This window comes from Candidatus Allofournierella excrementigallinarum (assembly GCF_944388085.1).
GTDB lineage: Bacteria > Bacillota > Clostridia > Oscillospirales > Ruminococcaceae > Allofournierella_A > Allofournierella_A excrementigallinarum.
The window spans coordinates 1-16,015 of record NZ_CALXHK010000048.1; the positions used below are offsets into that span (position 1 = coordinate 1).

A 16,015-nucleotide genomic window follows, 5' to 3' on the forward strand; every position below is an offset into this window, starting at 1 on the left:
TCGGCCTCCACGAAGGTGTGGATGTCCTCGGCGGCGGGGTCGATGGAAAGGGCCCCGCTCTCAAGGTCCGCCAGGAGGCCCTCAAGGCCCTCCTGGGTGGCCGCGCCGCCCGCCTCGGAAAGGATGCCCTGCCCGGTGAGCATGGCCGCGTGGGCCATGCTGCCGGCGATGTCCTGGGCGGCCATGCGCCGGTCGAACCGGATGGAGGAATTGAAGTCGTTCACACGGCTGTCCACCGCTTTGGTGAATCGTCCCTGCCACAGCTGCATGGTCCAACTCTCCTTATCTCATTTGTTCCAGTTTTTCGACAGCTTCGCCCGCTCGCGGATGGACAGGCCGAACAGGTTGATGAAGCCCGCCGCGTCCGCCTGGTCGTAGTCGTCGTCCTCGCCGAAGCTGGCGGTCTGCTCGTCGTAGAGGGTGTAGGGGGAGGTGAGGCAGGCGGGGGTGATGTTGCCCTTGTAGAGCTTCAGCTTCACGTCGCCGGTCACCGTGGCCTGGGTGGAGTCCACGAAGGCGTCCAGCGCCTCGCGCAGAGGGGTGAACCACTGGCCGTTGTAGACAAGGTCGGCGTACTTCTGGGCGGCGATGGCCTTGAAGTGGCTGGTCTCCTTGTCCAGGGTGATGCTTTCCAGCAGGCCGTGGGCGGCGTAGAGGATGGCCCCGCCGGGGGTCTCGTAGACGCCGCGGCTCTTCATGCCCACCAGGCGGTTCTCCACAATGTCCAGGATGCCGATGCCGTTCTTGCCGCCCAGCTCGTTGAGCTTTTCCACCAGGGCCACGCTGTCCATCGCTTCGCCGTCCACGGCGGTGGGCACGCCCTTCTCAAAGTGGATGGTCACATAGGCGGGCTCGTCGGGCGCCTGCTCGGGGGCCACGCCCAGCTCCAGAAAGCCGGGGCGCAGCAGCGGGGCCTCGTTGGCGGGGCTCTCCAGGTCCAGCCCCTCGTGGGACAGATGCCACAGGTTCTTGTCCTTGGAATAGTTGGTCTCCCGGCTGATCTTCAGGGGGATGCCATGGGCCTCGGCGTACTCGATCTCTTCCTCGCGGCTTCTGATGTCCCACTCGCGCCAGGGGGCGATGACCGCCAGATCGGGGGCGAAGGCCTTGATGGCCAGCTCGAAGCGCACCTGGTCGTTGCCCTTGCCGGTGCAGCCGTGGCAGATGGCCTCGGCGCCCTCCGCCCTGGCGATCTCCACCAGGCGCTTGGCCAGCGGCGGGCGGGCAAAGCTGGTGCCCAGCAGGTAGGTCTCGTACTTCGCGCCCGCTTTCAGGGTGGGCCAGATATAGTCCTCCACAAAGGTCCTTCGCAGATCTTCCACATACAGTTTGGATGCGCCGGTGGCGATGGCCTTCTCCTCCAGGCCCTCCAGCTCGTCGTGCTGGCCCACATCGCCGGCCACCGCAATGACCTCGCATCCGTAATTCTCCTTCAGCCAGGGGATGATGATGGAGGTGTCCAGCCCGCCGGAGTAGGCAAGGACAACTTTTTTGTACTGCTTTTTCATGGTGCTGCGACTCCCTTTCCTTTGGGCCGTGGCCCCGGTTTTGCCGTAATATTTTGAATATATATTCAAAATATTACGGCTAATTATACATGTGGAACGGGGTTTGGTCAAGAGGAACAAGGATGAGTTCCGCGCTTTGGCGCAGAAAAAGAGGCCCGCAAAAACGGGCCTCTTTTGGGCGTTTTGTCAAAAAGCGGCGATTTGTGCTTCCATGGCGGACGGGCGAATGCCGGCGGCGGGCGGTTTTGAATATTCATCGCCCGGCGATGGCCCGCCAGCCTTTGCCCAGGCGGGCGGCGGCCAGCACCTCCTCCAGCTGCCCCGCGGGCAGGGGGGTGGGGGGGACGGGGGGCGCGTTCGGGTCGGCGGCGGGGTCGGAAAGGTCCAGCAGCCAGTAGCTGACCCCCTGCCAGCCGTTTTTGTAGCCGGTGCGCTTCTGCCGCCCTTCGCAGACGAAGCCGAAGGCGGTGTGGAAGGCCTCGCTTTCGGGGTTGGGGTCGGCCAGCACGGCGTAGGCGTTGCGGTAGCCCTGCTTTGCCAGCGCCGCCAGCAGGCCGTGGTAGAGCATGGAGCCCAGGCCCAGCCGCCGGGCGTCGGGGGCCAGGTAGATGGTGGTCTCGGCGTCCCAGGCGTAGGCGTCGCAGCCGTAGCGCCAGGGGTGGGCGCAGGCGTAGCCCAGGGGCCGGCCCAGGGCGTTTTCCGCAAGGATATACGGCAGTGTGCGCCGGGTTGCGGCGATGGCGCGGCGGTATTCCGCCTCCGAAGGCGCTTCATAGAGGAAGGAGGCGGTGCTGTTCTTCACATACCAGCCGAAAATTTCCAGCACCCCGGCCGCGTCGGCGGGCTTTGCCGGGCGCAGCAGCACGAAGCGGGCGGGGTCGAAGGAGGCGGCCAGGGCCTCTTTTTGGGCCTTGGGCAGCTTTTTCACCGCGGCCTCCCGGCGCAGGGCGGCGCTTTTGTCCGCCACAGCCTCCGCCCAGGCAAGGCCCGCCGCCCCGAAGGCCCGGGTGTACCTGGCGCCTTTGCCGCTTTTGTGGGCGGCGAGGCGGCGGGCAAGGTCGGTCGTCCAGCCGGTGTAGAGCGCGCCGCCAGAGCAGCGCACCATGTAGGCATAGCAGACGGGCATGGAAGGGCCTCCTTTCAGCGGCGGCCGTCGGCGATGCGGCAGGCGGCGATGGCGCTCTCTTTGGTGTCGGCGGCGATCATGAAGCGGCTGGCGTGGCAAAAGCGCAGGCCGGCAATGCCGCTGCGCTTTGCCAGCTCCTCGGGGGGCTGGCCCGCCCACCCTTGCGGGAAGGGCCGCTTGGGCCGCCGGGTGAGCCGGTCGTTGACGCACTGGGCCGCCCAGCCGCCCCGCTGGCTGGGGTAGACCACGAACCGCGCGTCCGAGCGGTAGAGGGCGTTTTTCCAGGGGGCGTAGCAGGGCAGCACCACCACCCCGTCCTCCATTTTTTCCAGCGCCCTTTTCACCAGCGCGTCCGCCCGGTTCACGGCGTTGGCGGCGTCGATGTTGTTCTGCAAAATGACCTGGGCGAAGTCCACCGCCTTCGCAAAGCAGGCGTCGGGGTCGTCCTTCGAGTCCCACAAAGGGTTGAAGCCGCCGATGGCGTCCGCCAGCAGGCAGTCCTCTCCGGTGTTGTCGTTCAGATCCAGGGGCTGCACGAAGTTCTCGTCCAGAAGGCGGGCCTGATGCTCGCCCACCAGCCGGGGGCCGAACACCTTCCACAAAAGGCCGAAGGCCGCGTAGGGCACGCCGTTGGGGCGCTGGGGGCGGCCGGCGTCGTGGTGGTCGAACATGCCGCCGCCGATGTCGTAGACGATGCCGTCGAAATCGTCCGGCACCTCGAACCCCCGCTGCACCCTGAAATCCGGGCGCAGGATGCGCAGCAGCGCGGTGGCGAACACGTCGTCCGCATGGAATTTGCCCCCGTGGGTGAATCCTCTGGCCGGTACCTTCATGGAACAAGACTCTCCTTCGTCGCTGGTTTTCCATTCAGTATAGCACATTCCCGCCGCAAAAAACAGCGCCGGGCCCCATATATATAAAAGGTACGCTCCAGAAGTTTCCTGCCCGCCGTTTACAGAAGTTTCATACAAGGCGGGGCGGGTTTGTGTTATAATGGTGCTGAATATCGACGCCATTCGCGCCCCGGCGCGAGGGGAGGGGGAGGTTCGGATGAAGACGAAATACAGACGGCGGCGGGTGCTGGCGGCAGTGCTGGCGGTGGCCGCGCTGGCCGCCCTGGCGGCCCTCGTCTGGCTGCTGGTGCTGCTGGTGCGGGGCGTCGGCTCGCTGGGCACACCGGACATGCGCGCGCCCAAGGACGTGAAGGCGGTGGTGCTGGCCTCCGACTGGAGCAGCTACTTCTCCACCGAACGCACCACCGAGGAGCAGCAGGCCTATCTGGAGAGCACGCTGGACGAGGCGAAGGCGCTGGGGGCCAACACGGTGCTGCTCACCGGCCGGGTGGACGCCGACCCCGCCCAGGTGCTCTTCCGGGTGAAAGGCAAGGACCTGACGGTGGCCACCGCCGGGGCGGTGACCGAAAACGACGGCTTCTTCTCCCGGTTCGACCCGGTGAACTATCTGATGAAGCAGGCCAGGGAGCGGGGCATGCAGGCGGCCCTCATCGCCACCGATGACGGCGGCCAGCCGCTGGCCGCCGGCGCGGCGCTGCCCGAATGGCTGGAAAAGGCCGCGCAGGACTATAAGCTGGCCCTCTATGGCCTGGACGAGGCCAGCGCCGCTGCCCTGGACGCGGCGAAGGCCGAAGCCGAAGCCCTGGCCGCCGAGACCGGGGAGGAAGCGGCGGTGGAGCCGCCCCTGCTGACCTATGTGGGCCTGACCGGGGGCGGCGAGGCCCCGGCGCTGCTGCGCAAGGACGGCGACGCGGCGCTGCTGGCGGCGGCCTGGCAGCTGGAAGAAGGCCGGGGGCTGGTGCTGGGCGAGCTGGGCAGCCTGCTGGCGGACGGCTCCGACGCCGCCGTGGCCCTGCGCTTCGCGGGCGGCGAGGCTCTGCCCGACGTGCTGGCCAAGGACGTGCCCCGCACCCTTTCCATCGTCACCCCGGCCGACGGGGCCACGGTGTATACCGAGAACGTCTACCTCATCGGCACCTCCGACCCGGCCCAGCCCCTGACGGTGAACGGCACGCCGGTGGAGCGCACCGGCGAGATGGGGGTGTGGGGCGTCCTGGCGCCCCTGAACATGGGCGCCAACGACATCACCGCCGTGCAGGGCGACGTCACCGTGACCATCACGGTGACCCGCTCCACCTACTCCGGCGGCGGGGCCGGCGCGGCCCGCCCGGACGGCAGCGAAGCCGCCGCCCCCGGCCAGAAGCTGCGCATCAACACCACCCTGGCCAGCCTGCTGGAAGACTACGCCAACGACGACTCCATTCGGATGACCGCCTACGAAGGGGCGGTGGCCGCGGTGGAGAAGAGCGTGCCGTTCGTGCGCTCGGGCCGCCGCACCTACGCCTACCAGCTGGAGAACGGCGGCTACATCCTGGCCAAGGACTGCGAACTGCTGCCCTCCTCCACCCCCGACGCGGCCTTCACCGGGGCCGGGCGCACCACCGAGGGCAACATGGAAGTGCTCACCCTCACCGGCTCGGGCACCCCCCTTTACACCCACACCTGGGAGGGCAATGAGCTGACCCTCACCTTCCTGTCCGCCTCCTTCACCGGCGAGATGCCCGCAGACCTGGGCTTCGGCGGGGCCACCGTGACGGCGGAGCCCACCGGGGAGGGCGGCTTCTCGCTGCGCTTCGTGTTCAACGACGCCGACCCGCTGTGGGGCTACCACGTGCGCTACACCGAGGACGGCGGCACCCAGATCCTGCTGAAACACCAGCCCCGGCGCTCGGACTCCGAGACCGGCCCCCTCACCGGGGTGACGGTGATGCTGGATGCGGGCCACGGCGGCACCGACATGGGCGCTGTGGGCTCCGCCAGCGAGGACTTCCCCCAGGAGAAGGACCTGAACCTGGCGGAGGCGCTGGCGGCCAAATACCGGCTGGAGCAGCTGGGGGCCACCGTGCTGATGACCCGCGAAGACGACAGCTTCCCCACCCTGGGCGACCGGGTGGAGATGCTCAACGCCGCCGCGCCGGACTTCTTCATCTCGGTGCACCACAACAGCACCAGCCTGGACAAGGACGCCGGCGGCCTGGTGGGCACCGAGTGCTACTGGTTCTACACCGAGGGCAAGCCCCTGGCCCAGGCCCTGGTGGACCGGATGACCGCCGCCACCGGCCGCGAGGCGCGGGGCGTGTTCTACAACTACTTCTACGTCACCCGCTCCAACCTCTGCCCGGCGGTGCTGCTGGAAACAGGCTTTGTGAGCAGCCCCGCCGAGTATCAGAGCTGCGCCGGCGAGATGGGCCTGTGGGCCGAGGGCGGCGCCATCGCCCAGGCGGTGCTGGACTGCGTGCCGGGCTGACCCCTGCGAACGCTGCAAAAAAATCCCCCGGGAAATTCCCGGGGGATTTTGTGTTTCAACTGCGCACAGTTTTTTACTCTACCGGCACGACCCAGCCTTTGGTATCGGGCAGGCGGCCCCACTGGATGCCGGTGAGGGTGTCGTACAGCTTCTGGGTGAGGGGGCCGATCCTGCCGCCGCCGATGGCGGCGGCCCTGCCCTCCCACACCAGCTCCTTCACGGGGCTGATGACCGCGGCGGTGCCGGTGCCGAACACCTCTTCCAGCTTGCCTTCGCCGGCGGCCTTCATTACGTCGGCGATGGCCAGCGGCCCCTCGACGACCTCGTAGCCCCAGTCGCGCAGCAGCTCGATGATGGAGCGGCGGGTCACGCCGGGCAGCACCGTGCCGGTGCAGGCGGCGGTGTAGATCTTGCCGTCGATCTTGAACATGATGTTCATCGAGCCGACTTCTTCCACATATTTCTTTTCCACGCCGTCCAGCCACAGCACCTGGCTGAAGCCCAGCTCCTCGGCCTTTTCGCCCGCCTTGATGGAGGCGGCGTAGTTGCCGCCGCACTTGCAGAAGCCGGTGAGGCCGGGCGCCGCGCGGATGTACTCGTCCTCCACGTAGATGCGCACCGGGTCCAGGCCCTCGGCATAGTAGGCGCCGGAGGGCGAGCAGATGATGGCAAAGAGATAGTTCTTGGACGCGTGCACCCCGAGGCTGACGTCGGTGGCAATGCAGAAGGGCCGGATGTAAAGGGATGCGCCGTCGGAATGGGGCACCCAGTCCCGCTCCACATCCACCAGCGCCTTCACCGCCTGCACAAAGTCCCCGGTGGGGATGGGCGGCATGCCCAGCCGGTCGGCCGAATCGTTGAAGCGGGCGGCGTTGCACTCCGGCCGGAACAGCTGCACCCTGCCCTCGGCGGTGCGGTAGGCTTTCATGCCCTCAAAAATTTCCTGGGCATAGTGGAACACCGCGGTGGCCGGGTCCATGGGCAGGGGGCCGTAGGGCACGATGCGCGCGTCATGCCAGCCTTCGCCGGCGGCGTAGTCCATCAGGAACATGTGGTCGGTGAACAGCTTGCCAAAGCCGAGTTTCGTCTCGTCGGCGGGTTTTTGTTTGGGCGCGGCGGTCTTTTGCACGGTGATGTTCAGCATGATGCGTTGCCTTCTTTCAGGATTTTTCCTTTATTATAGTAACACGGTGAAAACAAAACAAGCCTTTTTTGAAAAAAGTCCGGCTGTTTGTCCACCCGCAGCGGCCGGATGGGGGAAATTTCACAGGTCCACCCGGAAAAATCCAGCTTTTTCTTGACGAGCGCCATGAATCACATTATAATAATTACTCAGTTTGGTTGATTACTCTGCTAAAGGGATGAAATGTTCCGGCAGCTTTGGGCTTTTTGCCCCTGGAAATTGACAAACTGGCGAAAAAGCGGTAAAATATAGAGACAATTTGTTTGCTGTTGCAGCGTGTCCAGGCTTTTTTGCGGGCGCGCGGGCGCGAAGCAGTGGGTCCGCCGGGCGCACACAGTTTCACGCCGGCGGCTGCCCGCGGGGAATGGCGCTTTTTTTGTTTCTTCACTTGTTCGCACGCCGCGGACAGTGGTGTTCGCAAAAAGGACGGCCGCCCGGCTGGTTGCCGCAGCCGGCGCGCCGCGCGGTTGCCGCGCGCGGCGCCGAGGGAGTTAAGGAGTGATCTTATGGCAAAATATGTGGTGAAGCGCGTGCTTCTGGCGATCTTGACCATCTTCATCGTCAGCGCCATCACCTTTTTCTCGATGTACGCCATTCCGGGCGGCCCGTTCAGCTCGGAAAAGGCGCTGAGCCCCGCCGTCATGGCGGCGCTGGAGGCCCGCTACGGCCTGGACCAGCCCGTGCCGGTGCAGTATGTGAACTACATGAGCCGGCTGCTGTTCCAGGCGGACTTCGGCGTCAGCCTCAAGACCGGCCGCGACGTGTTTGAGACCATCACCACCGGCATGCAGGTCAGCGCCAAGCTGGGCATCTCCGCCGCGGCGGTGGCCGTGGTGTTCGGCGTGGTGCTGGGCTCTGTTGCGGCGCTGAACCGGGGCAAGGTGATCGACCGCATCATCGTGTTTTTCACCACTCTGGCCACCTCGGCCCCCAGCTTCGTGCTGGCCACGCTGCTGTTGCTGATCTTCTCCATCAAGCTGGGCCTGGTGCCCGTTTGGAGCGCAACCGAACAGAATTATGTGCTCCCGGTAATCAGTCTGTGCTTGTACCCCATGGCCTACATCACCCGTCTGACCAAGACCAGCATGCTGGACGCCCTGAATCAGGACTACATCCGCACCGCCCGCGCCAAGGGCGTGGCCAGCTATAAAGTCATCTTCAAACACGCGCTGCGCAACGCCCTCATCCCCGTGGTGACCTATGTCGGCCCCATGGTGGCGTTCATCATCACCGGCTCCATGGTGGTGGAGTCCATCTTCTCCACCGGCGGCCTGGGCTCGTACTTTGTGAGTTCCATCACCAACCGTGACTACACCCTCATCATGGGCGTGACCATCTTCCTGGCCATCCTGATGGTGACCGCGAACCTCATCACGGACATCGTGTACAAGCTCATCGACCCGCGCATCACTTTTGACTAAGGAGACGGAACACACATGAATACACCGCTTAAAAAGCACCTGCTCAGCAGCCAGATCGACCTGGCGAAGTTCAGCCCCGCCTCCGAGGAAGAAAAGAGCCAGCAGGAGGTCATGAGCGAGTCCACCACCTTTTTTAAGGATGGCATGAAGAAACTCATGCGCAACCCCCTGGCGGTGGGCGCCATCATCGTTCTGGTGCTGCTGATCATCACCATCATCGTGGCCCCTATGGTCATCCCCTACGGCTACGACGAGATTTTGAAGGTGGGCGGCAAGCGGGACAAGACCGCCGCCAACCTCGCCCCCTTCACCTGGTCTGAAAACGAACTGAAATACATGGAGGAGACCGGCGAACAGCTGTTCCCCCACATCTTCGGCACCGATAAGCTGTGCCGCGACTACTTCGCCCGCGTGATCTACGGCACCCGCGTGAGCCTTTCCGTGGGCCTGTTCGCCAGCATCCTGGTCATGATCATCGGCGTGCTCTACGGCGCCGTGGCCGGCTACGCCGGCGGCAAGGTGGACCTGGTGATGATGCGCATCTGCGACATCATCTACTCCCTGCCGGACCTGTTGATGGTCATTTTGCTGTCGGTGGTCTTGCGAGAAACGCTGGGCAACGCCATTTCCGGCACGGTGTTCGCGAAACTGGGCACCAACATGCTCTCGCTGTTCATCGTGTTCGGTCTGCTCTACTGGGTGGGCATGGCCCGCCTGGTGCGCGGCCAGATCCTGACCATCAAGGAGAACGAGTACGTTCTGGCGGCCCGCACCATCGGCACCAAGCCCAGCCGCATCCTTCGCAAGCACATCCTGCCCAACTGCCTGTCGGTCATCATCATCTCGGTGGCCCTGCAGGTTCCTTCCGCCATCTTCACCGAGAGCTACCTGAGCTTCCTTGGCCTGGGCGTGTCCCAGCCGATGCCCTCTCTGGGCAGTCTCGCCAACGAGGCCCGCGGCGCTCTTCAGGCGTACCCCTTCCAGCTGGTGTTCCCCGCGCTGATGATCTGCCTGATCGTTCTGTCGCTGAACCTGCTCGGCGACGGTCTGCGGGACGCCTTCGATCCCAAGCTGAGGAGGTAATGGTACATGAGTGAACATCTTTTATCGGTCAAGGACCTGCACACCTCCTTCACCACCGACAACGGCGAGGTGCATGCGGTCAACGGCGTTTCCTTTAATTTGGATGCCGGCAAGGTGCTGGGCATCGTGGGCGAGTCGGGCTCCGGCAAATCTGTGACCGCCTATTCCATCATGCAGATCCTGGCGGACAACGGCCGCATCACCGGCGGCAGCGTGGAATACAAGGGCCAGGACATCACCAAGTGGAACCGCCGCCAGATGGCGGGCTTCCGGGGCAAGTGCTGCTCCATCATCTTCCAGGACCCCATGACCAGCCTGAACCCGGTGTTCACCATCGGCGACCAGCTGGAGGAGGCCATCCGCCTGCACACCGACAAGCGGGGCGCCGAGGCCAAGGCCCGCGCCATCGAGATGCTCACCCTGGTGGGCGTGAACGAGCCCGCCAAGCGGGTGAAGCAGTATCCCTATGAGCTGTCCGGCGGCATGCGCCAGCGCGTGATGATCGCCATGGCCCTGGCCTGCGAGCCCGACATCCTCATCGCCGACGAGCCCACCACTGCTCTGGACGTGACCATCCAGGCCCAGATCCTGGAACTGATGCAGGACCTGCAGAAGAAGTTGGGCATGGCCATCATCATGGTCACCCACGACCTGGGCGTCATCGCCACCATGTGCGATGAGATCATCGTGATGTACGGCGGGCGCGTGTGCGAGCGGGGCACCGCCGACGAAATTTTCTACAACCCCAGCCACGAGTACACCAAGGGCCTGCTGCGCTCCATCCCCAGCACCGAGCGGATGAAGGAGCGGCTGGTGCCCATCGCCGGCAACCCCATCAACCTTCTGAACATGCCCGCCGGCTGCGCCTTCTGCACCCGGTGCGACAAGGCGATGAAGGTCTGCCTGGACTATGTGCCCATGGAGCGTCAGGTGGCCCAGGACCATCTGGCTGCCTGCTGGCTGAACGACCTGGCCCTGAAGGACAAGGCCGCCGGGATGGCCGCCGCCGGCGAAAGTGCCGAGGCGGTGCAGCAGGCCACCGGCTGGGTGAAAAACGAGGGCGGCGAGTGGGTCTTCGACCCCATTGCTGCCGAGGAAGGAGGCGCCGGCGATGAGCAGTGAGTATCTTGTGGAAGTCGAGCACCTGAAACAGTATTTTCCCATCCGCACCGGCTTCGCCTCCACCACCCCCCTGAAGGCGGTGGACGACGTTTCCTTCGCCATCAAGCCCGGCGAGACCCTGGGCCTGGTGGGCGAAAGCGGCTGCGGCAAGACCACCGTGGGCCGCAGCCTTCTGCAGCTGTATCAGCCCACCGGCGGCCGCATCAAATATAACGGCGAGGTCATCTTTGACGCCGGCGACCTGGACGAAGCCGGCGAGCCCAAGGTGGACGCCAAGGGCAACCCTGTGAAGGGCAAGGTCACCACCGTGAACATGCTGCCCTACCGCAAGCAGATGCAGATGGTGTTCCAGGACCCCTACTCCAGCCTGAACCCCCGCATGACCGTGGAGGACATCATCGGTGAGCCTCTGGACGTGCACAAGCTCTACACCACCAAGGCCGAGCGCCGGGAGAAGGTGCTGCACCTGATGGAGCTGGTGGGCCTGAACGCCGAGCACGCCACCCGCTATGCCCACGAGTTCTCCGGCGGCCAGCGCCAGCGCATCGGCATCGCCCGCGCCCTGGCGGTGGACCCCCGCTTCATCGTCTGCGACGAGCCTGTGTCCGCTCTGGACGTGTCCATTCAGGCGCAGGTGGTGAACATGTTTGAGGACCTGCAGCACAAGCTGGGCGTGGCCTACCTCTTCATCGCCCACGACCTGCTGGTGGTGAACCACATCTCCGACCGCATCGCCGTGATGTATCTGGGCAAGATGATGGAGCTGGCTGAGGCCGATGAGCTGATGAACAACCCCATCCACCCCTACACCCAGTCGCTGCTTTCCGCTGTGCCCATGCCGGACCCCAAGACCGCCCGCGAGCGCAAGCGCATCGTGCTGGAAGGCGACGTGCCCAGCCCCCTGAAAGCCCCCACCGGCTGCCCCTTCCGCACCCGGTGCCGCTACGCCACCGAGCAGTGCGCGGCCCAGCGCCCGCCGCTCACCGACCGGGGCGGCGGCCACATGGTGGCCTGCTGGAACAAGTAAGTTCCGGCGAATATCCCTCTTGGCAAGTCCCGACCCGTTTTTCTTGCCGGGCCGTGATTTGATAAACGGGCTTTCAGCCCAAAAAAACAAATGGAGGTATACCCATGAAAAAGCTGACCGCACTCGTTCTGGCACTGGTCATGTGCTTCGGTCTGGCCGCCTGCGGCTCGACCCCTGCGCCTTCCAGCACCCCGGCTTCCGAGCCTGCCTCCCAGCCTGAAGCGACCAACGAGAACTTCGTTGATCCCGTCAACGGCTGGGGTGTCTACGACGACCTGATCGATCAGATCCGTACCGAGACCGATCTGGCCAAGCGTGCTGAGCTGATGCATCAGGCTGAGGACATCCTGATGGAGACCGGCGCCATTCTGCCCCTGTACTTCTACACCGATATCTACCTGCAGCAGGACTACCTGACCAACGTCTACTGGACTCCCTTCGGCTACAAGTACTTCATGTTCGCCGAGCTGGGCAACGGCGCTGACACCCTGCATGCCTACCTGGCTTCCGAGCCCGACTAGCTGGATCCCGCTCTGAACAGCACCGCTGACGGCGCCATTCTGGCCATCAACAGCTTCGCCGGCTTGTTCACCTACAACGCCGACCACGAGCAGGTGCCCGATCTGGCTGAGAGCTACACCAAGAGCGACGACGGCCTGACCTACACCTTCACCCTGAAGGACGGTCTGAAGTGGTCCAATGGCGACACTCTGGACGCCACCGACTTCGTTTACAGCTGGAACCGTGCCGCCGATCCCCTGACCGCCTCCGACTACGGCTACATGTTCGCTCCCATCAAGGGCTACGCCGAGATGACCGAGATGGACGCCGACGGCAACCTGGTCAACCCCGACGCGCAGCTGGCTGTCACCGCTTCCGAGGACGGCAAGACCCTGACCGTTGAGCTGGAGTACCCCACCGCGTACTTCCTGGATCTGTGCGCCTTCCCCACCTACTTCCCCGTGTACCAGGAGGCCGTTGAGGCCGCCGATCCCGAGGGCAACAACCCCGGCGCCTGGGCTCTGGAAGGCACCAACAAGAACGAGAACTTCGTCTGCAGCGGCGCTTACGTTCTGACCGAGTGGAACCACAACAGTTCCATGATCTACGAAAAGAACCCCAACTACCACCGCGCCGACGAGGTGAAGATCGAGAAGCAGGAGTTCATGCTCTCCAACGACGAGGTCCAGCCCTTCAATGCTTACAATGCTGGTGACCTGGACTTCTGCGACGGCGTTCCCACCGCTGAGATCGCCGGCCTGCAGGGCAACCCCGAGTATCACGTGATCGAGAACCTGGGCACCTACTATGTGTCCTTCAACGTGAACAGCCCCATGTTCGAGGGCATGAGCGCCGAGGACGCCGCCACCCTGCGCAAGGCCCTGGCCCTGTTCATCGACCGCGACTACATCGTCACCAACGTGGGCCAGGCCGACCAGGTGCCCGCCGGTTCCTTCATCCCCGCTGGCTGCCTGGACGGCACCGGCAAGGAGTTCAAGAACAAGGACTACTTCGATCCTTCCGCCGAGGCCTTTGAGGCCAACGTGGAGGAAGGCATCGCCATGATGGAGTCCATCGGCTACAAGTTCGATGAGAACGGCATGCTGAGCGACGAGACCCCGCTGAGCTTCACCTACCTGGTGAACACCCCGGGCTCCAACGTGGACGTGGCTGTTGCCATCCAGCAGGATATGGACGCCGTGGGCATCGACATGCAGATCTCCGAGATGGAGTGGAACGTGTTCCTGAACGACCGCAAGGCCGGCAACTTCGACGTTGCCCGCAACGGCTGGCTGATGGACTACAACGATCCTCTGAACATGCTGGAGATGTGGACTTCCGATTCCGGCAACAACGACTGCCAGTTCGGCAAGCCCAAGGCCTGATCGCTCCTTTGAGCCTCATCGCCTGACAGCGAAATGAACAAGGCCCGGCCGCCCCAAAGGGGGCGGCCGGGCTTTTTCTATGCCGGGAAAAAGAACCCTTTTTCTTTGAGAAAAATTTTAAATTTTTTTGGGAATAAGCAGTTGACAAACCCCTGGGCCGATGGTAATATATATCTTGCACCTGCGCTGGTAGCTCAGTTGGATAGAGTGTCTGACTACGAATCAGAAGGTCGGGAGTTCGAATCTCTTCCAGCGCACCAAGAAGGGCATCCGAGAGGATGCTCTTCTTTTTTTTCTGCCGGGGCAAAAAAACGGCCCCGGCGCCGCCGGAAGGGGGGCGGAACAAGGGCGCGCCCTCTCTCCACAGCCGCCGGCGCAAGGCCGCCGGTTGCAATCAGGGCGGCGATTTGCTACAATGGTACCATTGAGCATCTCGCGGCGCTGCCGCGCACTTTACACAGCCGCCGGGGGCGGCGGGAGGATCGTTTCTATGGACCTGAATGTTTTGATCTTTGTCATCATCGTGGTGGCGGCGGGCCTGCTGGCCTTTGCGGTGACCATGTATGTGGTCGCCCTGTTCCGCCAGAAGGGCCAGTCCCTCTCCGGCGGCGCGCCGGCGGCAAAGAAGAAGGGCGGAATGCCCGACGACGAGCACAAAGGCGCCGGGGCCATTCTGCGGGCGGTGCGCCGCTTCGCCTCTTCCGACGACTACGCCGTCATCGCGCCTGTCAACGTGCAGGGCACGAAGGACGCCGCCGACCTGGACCTTTTGCTGGTGGGCTGGTTCGGCGTGCTGGGCGTGAAGTGCCTGGGCTGGGGCGGCGAGGTGTACGGCAGCCTGGACGAGGAAGAGTGGACCCAGGTGCTGCCCCAGGGCCGCCGCACCTTCGAGAACCCCATGACCCGCGCGGGCAAGAGCGCCCGGGCGGTGCGGGACGCGCTGTTTGCCGCGAAGCTGAAAAACGTGCCGGTGGAAACCGTGGTGGTGTTCACCAACCCCTCCGCTTCGCTGAATCTGCCCCGGTCCACCGGGCACTACACCGAAAAGACCTTCCTGGCCTACCTCAAGGGGCCCCACTTCCGGGAGGATAAAAAGGTGGAAGTGGAGCCGGTGGCGGCGGCCCTCCGCCAGCAGGGCTGAGAGCGCTTTAAAAACGGCGAAACGGGCGGGAGCACCCCTGGGTGCTCCCGCCCGTTCTGTTCGTTCTGGGGGCTTTTGGGCCTGTCTCAGCCCTGAGCAGCCTTGTCCTGGGCGATGAGCAGGCGCAGCGCGCCCACCCCCACCCGGATGGCGGCGTCGGTGTCGTGGACGATGGGGTTGTCCAGCCCGGCGGCGGCACGCTCCTGGTTGCCCACCACCAGGAAGGTGGACCCCACCCGGGCCCGCAGCCAGGCGGCCACGGTGAACAGCGCGGCGGACTCCATCTCGCTGGCAAGGCAGCCCAGCCGCAGCCAGGCCTGCCATTTGTTCATCAGTTCGTAGCTCACGGGTTTGGTCTCGGGCTCGTGCTGGCCGTAGAAGGCGTCTTTGCACTGCACCACGCCGGCGTGGCAGACAAAGCCCTGCTGCCGGGCGGATTCCACCAGGGCATTGGCCACCTGCAGGTCGGCCACGGCGGGGAACTCGATGGGGGCGTATTCCCGGCTGGTGCCCTCCATTCGGATGGCGCCGGTGGCCACCACGATGTCGCCGCCCTTGACCTTCATCTCCATGCCGCCGCAGGTGCCCACGCGGATGAAGGTGTCGGCGCCGCACTTGTGCAGCTCCTCCATGGCGATGGAGGCGGACGCGCCGCCGATGCCGGTGGAGGTGACGCTGACAGGCACGCCGTCCAGGGCGCCGGTGTAGGTGACGTACTCGCGGCTGTCCGCGATGAGGCGGGGATTTTCAAAATAGGCCGCGATCTTGGCGCAGCGCTTGGGGTCGCCGGGCAGCAGCACATAGCGGCCCACGTCCCCCGGGCGGATCTGCAGATGGTACTGCAGGCCCTCTTCGCCGGAATAGTTTTGCATGGCTCATATCCTCCTTTGTGCAGCCGCCCGCAAACGGGGCGGCGGTGTGGTTTTCGGCCCGGCCAAAGGGCGGGGGAGAGGCGCGCGGCACGGCGCGCCGTGCCGCCCTTCCGGCCCGCAGGAGCCGGGGGATGTCATGGTTCCATTGTAGCAGATTTTGGCGCAAATTCCAACCGGCGGGGCAGGGCGGCGCTTGCGCCTGTTTTGCCCGGCGCTGCCGCACGATGCCAGCCGAGCCAGACGCGGCGCTGCCGCCGCGTAGTGCGCCTGGAGACGAACACTTTGGCCGCAGGGCAAAGTGTCCGAATCCGAGCGTGCGGCGGCG

14 protein-coding genes and 1 tRNA gene are annotated in these 16,015 nt (G+C 64.7%); 9 read left to right on the plus strand and 6 right to left on the minus strand.

The genetic code is table 11. The features are described from left to right. From ACH2AT_RS08845 to ACH2AT_RS08860, 4 genes are all read right to left on the minus strand, one after another. Positions 1-269, minus strand: a 269-nt coding sequence (locus ACH2AT_RS08845; protein ID WP_394965313.1) for a lyase family protein, incomplete at its 3' end; no start/stop codon positions are given. Positions 270-287: 18 nt separating this feature from the next. Continuing rightward, entirely contained in the window at positions 288-1,508 is a 1,221-nt protein-coding gene (locus tag ACH2AT_RS08850; RefSeq protein WP_394965315.1) for an argininosuccinate synthase, read from the minus strand. A 253-nt stretch (positions 1,509-1,761) separates the two neighbouring features. Beyond that, positions 1,762-2,634, minus strand: coding sequence for a GNAT family N-acetyltransferase (locus ACH2AT_RS08855; RefSeq protein ID WP_394965317.1), 873 nt, complete (start codon positions 2,632-2,634; stop codon positions 1,762-1,764). A gap of 14 nt (positions 2,635-2,648) precedes the next feature. Further along, positions 2,649-3,467 (minus strand): MYG1 family protein, encoded by an 819-nt coding sequence (locus tag ACH2AT_RS08860; RefSeq protein WP_394965318.1) that lies wholly within the window; start codon positions 3,465-3,467, stop codon positions 2,649-2,651. A gap of 217 nt (positions 3,468-3,684) precedes the next feature. Here ACH2AT_RS08860 and ACH2AT_RS08865 point away from each other — a divergent pair, with 217 nt between their 5' ends. Next, positions 3,685-5,955 (plus strand): N-acetylmuramoyl-L-alanine amidase, encoded by a 2,271-nt coding sequence (locus ACH2AT_RS08865; RefSeq protein ID WP_394965320.1) that lies wholly within the window; start codon positions 3,685-3,687, stop codon positions 5,953-5,955. Positions 5,956-6,028: 73 nt separating this feature from the next. Here the strand turns inward: ACH2AT_RS08865 and ACH2AT_RS08870 are convergent, their stop codons facing one another. Then, a complete protein-coding gene (locus tag ACH2AT_RS08870; RefSeq protein ID WP_394965322.1) occupies positions 6,029-7,099 on the minus strand; it encodes a branched-chain amino acid aminotransferase in 1,071 nt (356 codons plus the stop codon). A 545-nt stretch (positions 7,100-7,644) separates the two neighbouring features. On the opposite strand from ACH2AT_RS08870, the gene ACH2AT_RS08875 reads away from it, so the two are divergent. The 8 genes from ACH2AT_RS08875 (at position 7,645) to ACH2AT_RS08910 (ending at position 14,818) form a co-directional block, all read left to right on the plus strand. Further along, on the plus strand, positions 7,645-8,559 hold the full coding sequence (locus tag ACH2AT_RS08875; protein ID WP_394965324.1) for an ABC transporter permease: 915 nt from the start codon (positions 7,645-7,647) through the stop codon (positions 8,557-8,559). A 15-nt stretch (positions 8,560-8,574) separates the two neighbouring features. Next, positions 8,575-9,642, plus strand: a complete 1,068-nt coding sequence (locus tag ACH2AT_RS08880) for an ABC transporter permease (RefSeq protein ID WP_394965326.1) — start codon at positions 8,575-8,577, stop codon at positions 9,640-9,642. A 6-nt stretch (positions 9,643-9,648) separates the two neighbouring features. Then, positions 9,649-10,764, plus strand: coding sequence for an oligopeptide/dipeptide ABC transporter ATP-binding protein (locus tag ACH2AT_RS08885; protein WP_394965328.1), 1,116 nt, complete (start codon positions 9,649-9,651; stop codon positions 10,762-10,764). Then, positions 10,754-11,791: an ABC transporter ATP-binding protein gene (locus ACH2AT_RS08890; protein ID WP_394965329.1), complete on the plus strand. Its 1,038-nt coding sequence runs from the start codon at positions 10,754-10,756 to the stop codon at positions 11,789-11,791. Before ACH2AT_RS08885 ends, ACH2AT_RS08890 begins: the two co-directional genes overlap by 11 nt. Before the next feature lie 104 nt (positions 11,792-11,895). Then, positions 11,896-12,312, plus strand: a complete 417-nt coding sequence (locus ACH2AT_RS08895; RefSeq protein ID WP_394965331.1) for a hypothetical protein — start codon at positions 11,896-11,898, stop codon at positions 12,310-12,312. A gap of 63 nt (positions 12,313-12,375) precedes the next feature. After that, entirely contained in the window at positions 12,376-13,677 is a 1,302-nt protein-coding gene (locus ACH2AT_RS08900; RefSeq protein ID WP_394965333.1) for a peptide ABC transporter substrate-binding protein, read from the plus strand. 183 nt (positions 13,678-13,860) lie between these two features. Next, a tRNA-Arg gene (locus ACH2AT_RS08905) sits at positions 13,861-13,937 on the plus strand. Positions 13,938-14,167: 230 nt separating this feature from the next. Further along, positions 14,168-14,818 carry a nuclease-related domain-containing protein gene (locus tag ACH2AT_RS08910; protein WP_394965335.1) on the plus strand — a complete coding sequence of 217 codons (651 nt, stop codon included), beginning with the start codon at positions 14,168-14,170 and terminating at the stop codon, positions 14,816-14,818. A gap of 86 nt (positions 14,819-14,904) precedes the next feature. Here the strand turns inward: ACH2AT_RS08910 and udp are convergent, their stop codons facing one another. After that, a complete protein-coding gene (udp, locus tag ACH2AT_RS08915) occupies positions 14,905-15,690 on the minus strand; it encodes a uridine phosphorylase (protein WP_394965337.1) in 786 nt (261 codons plus the stop codon). Between the last annotated feature and the right edge of the window lie 325 nt (positions 15,691-16,015).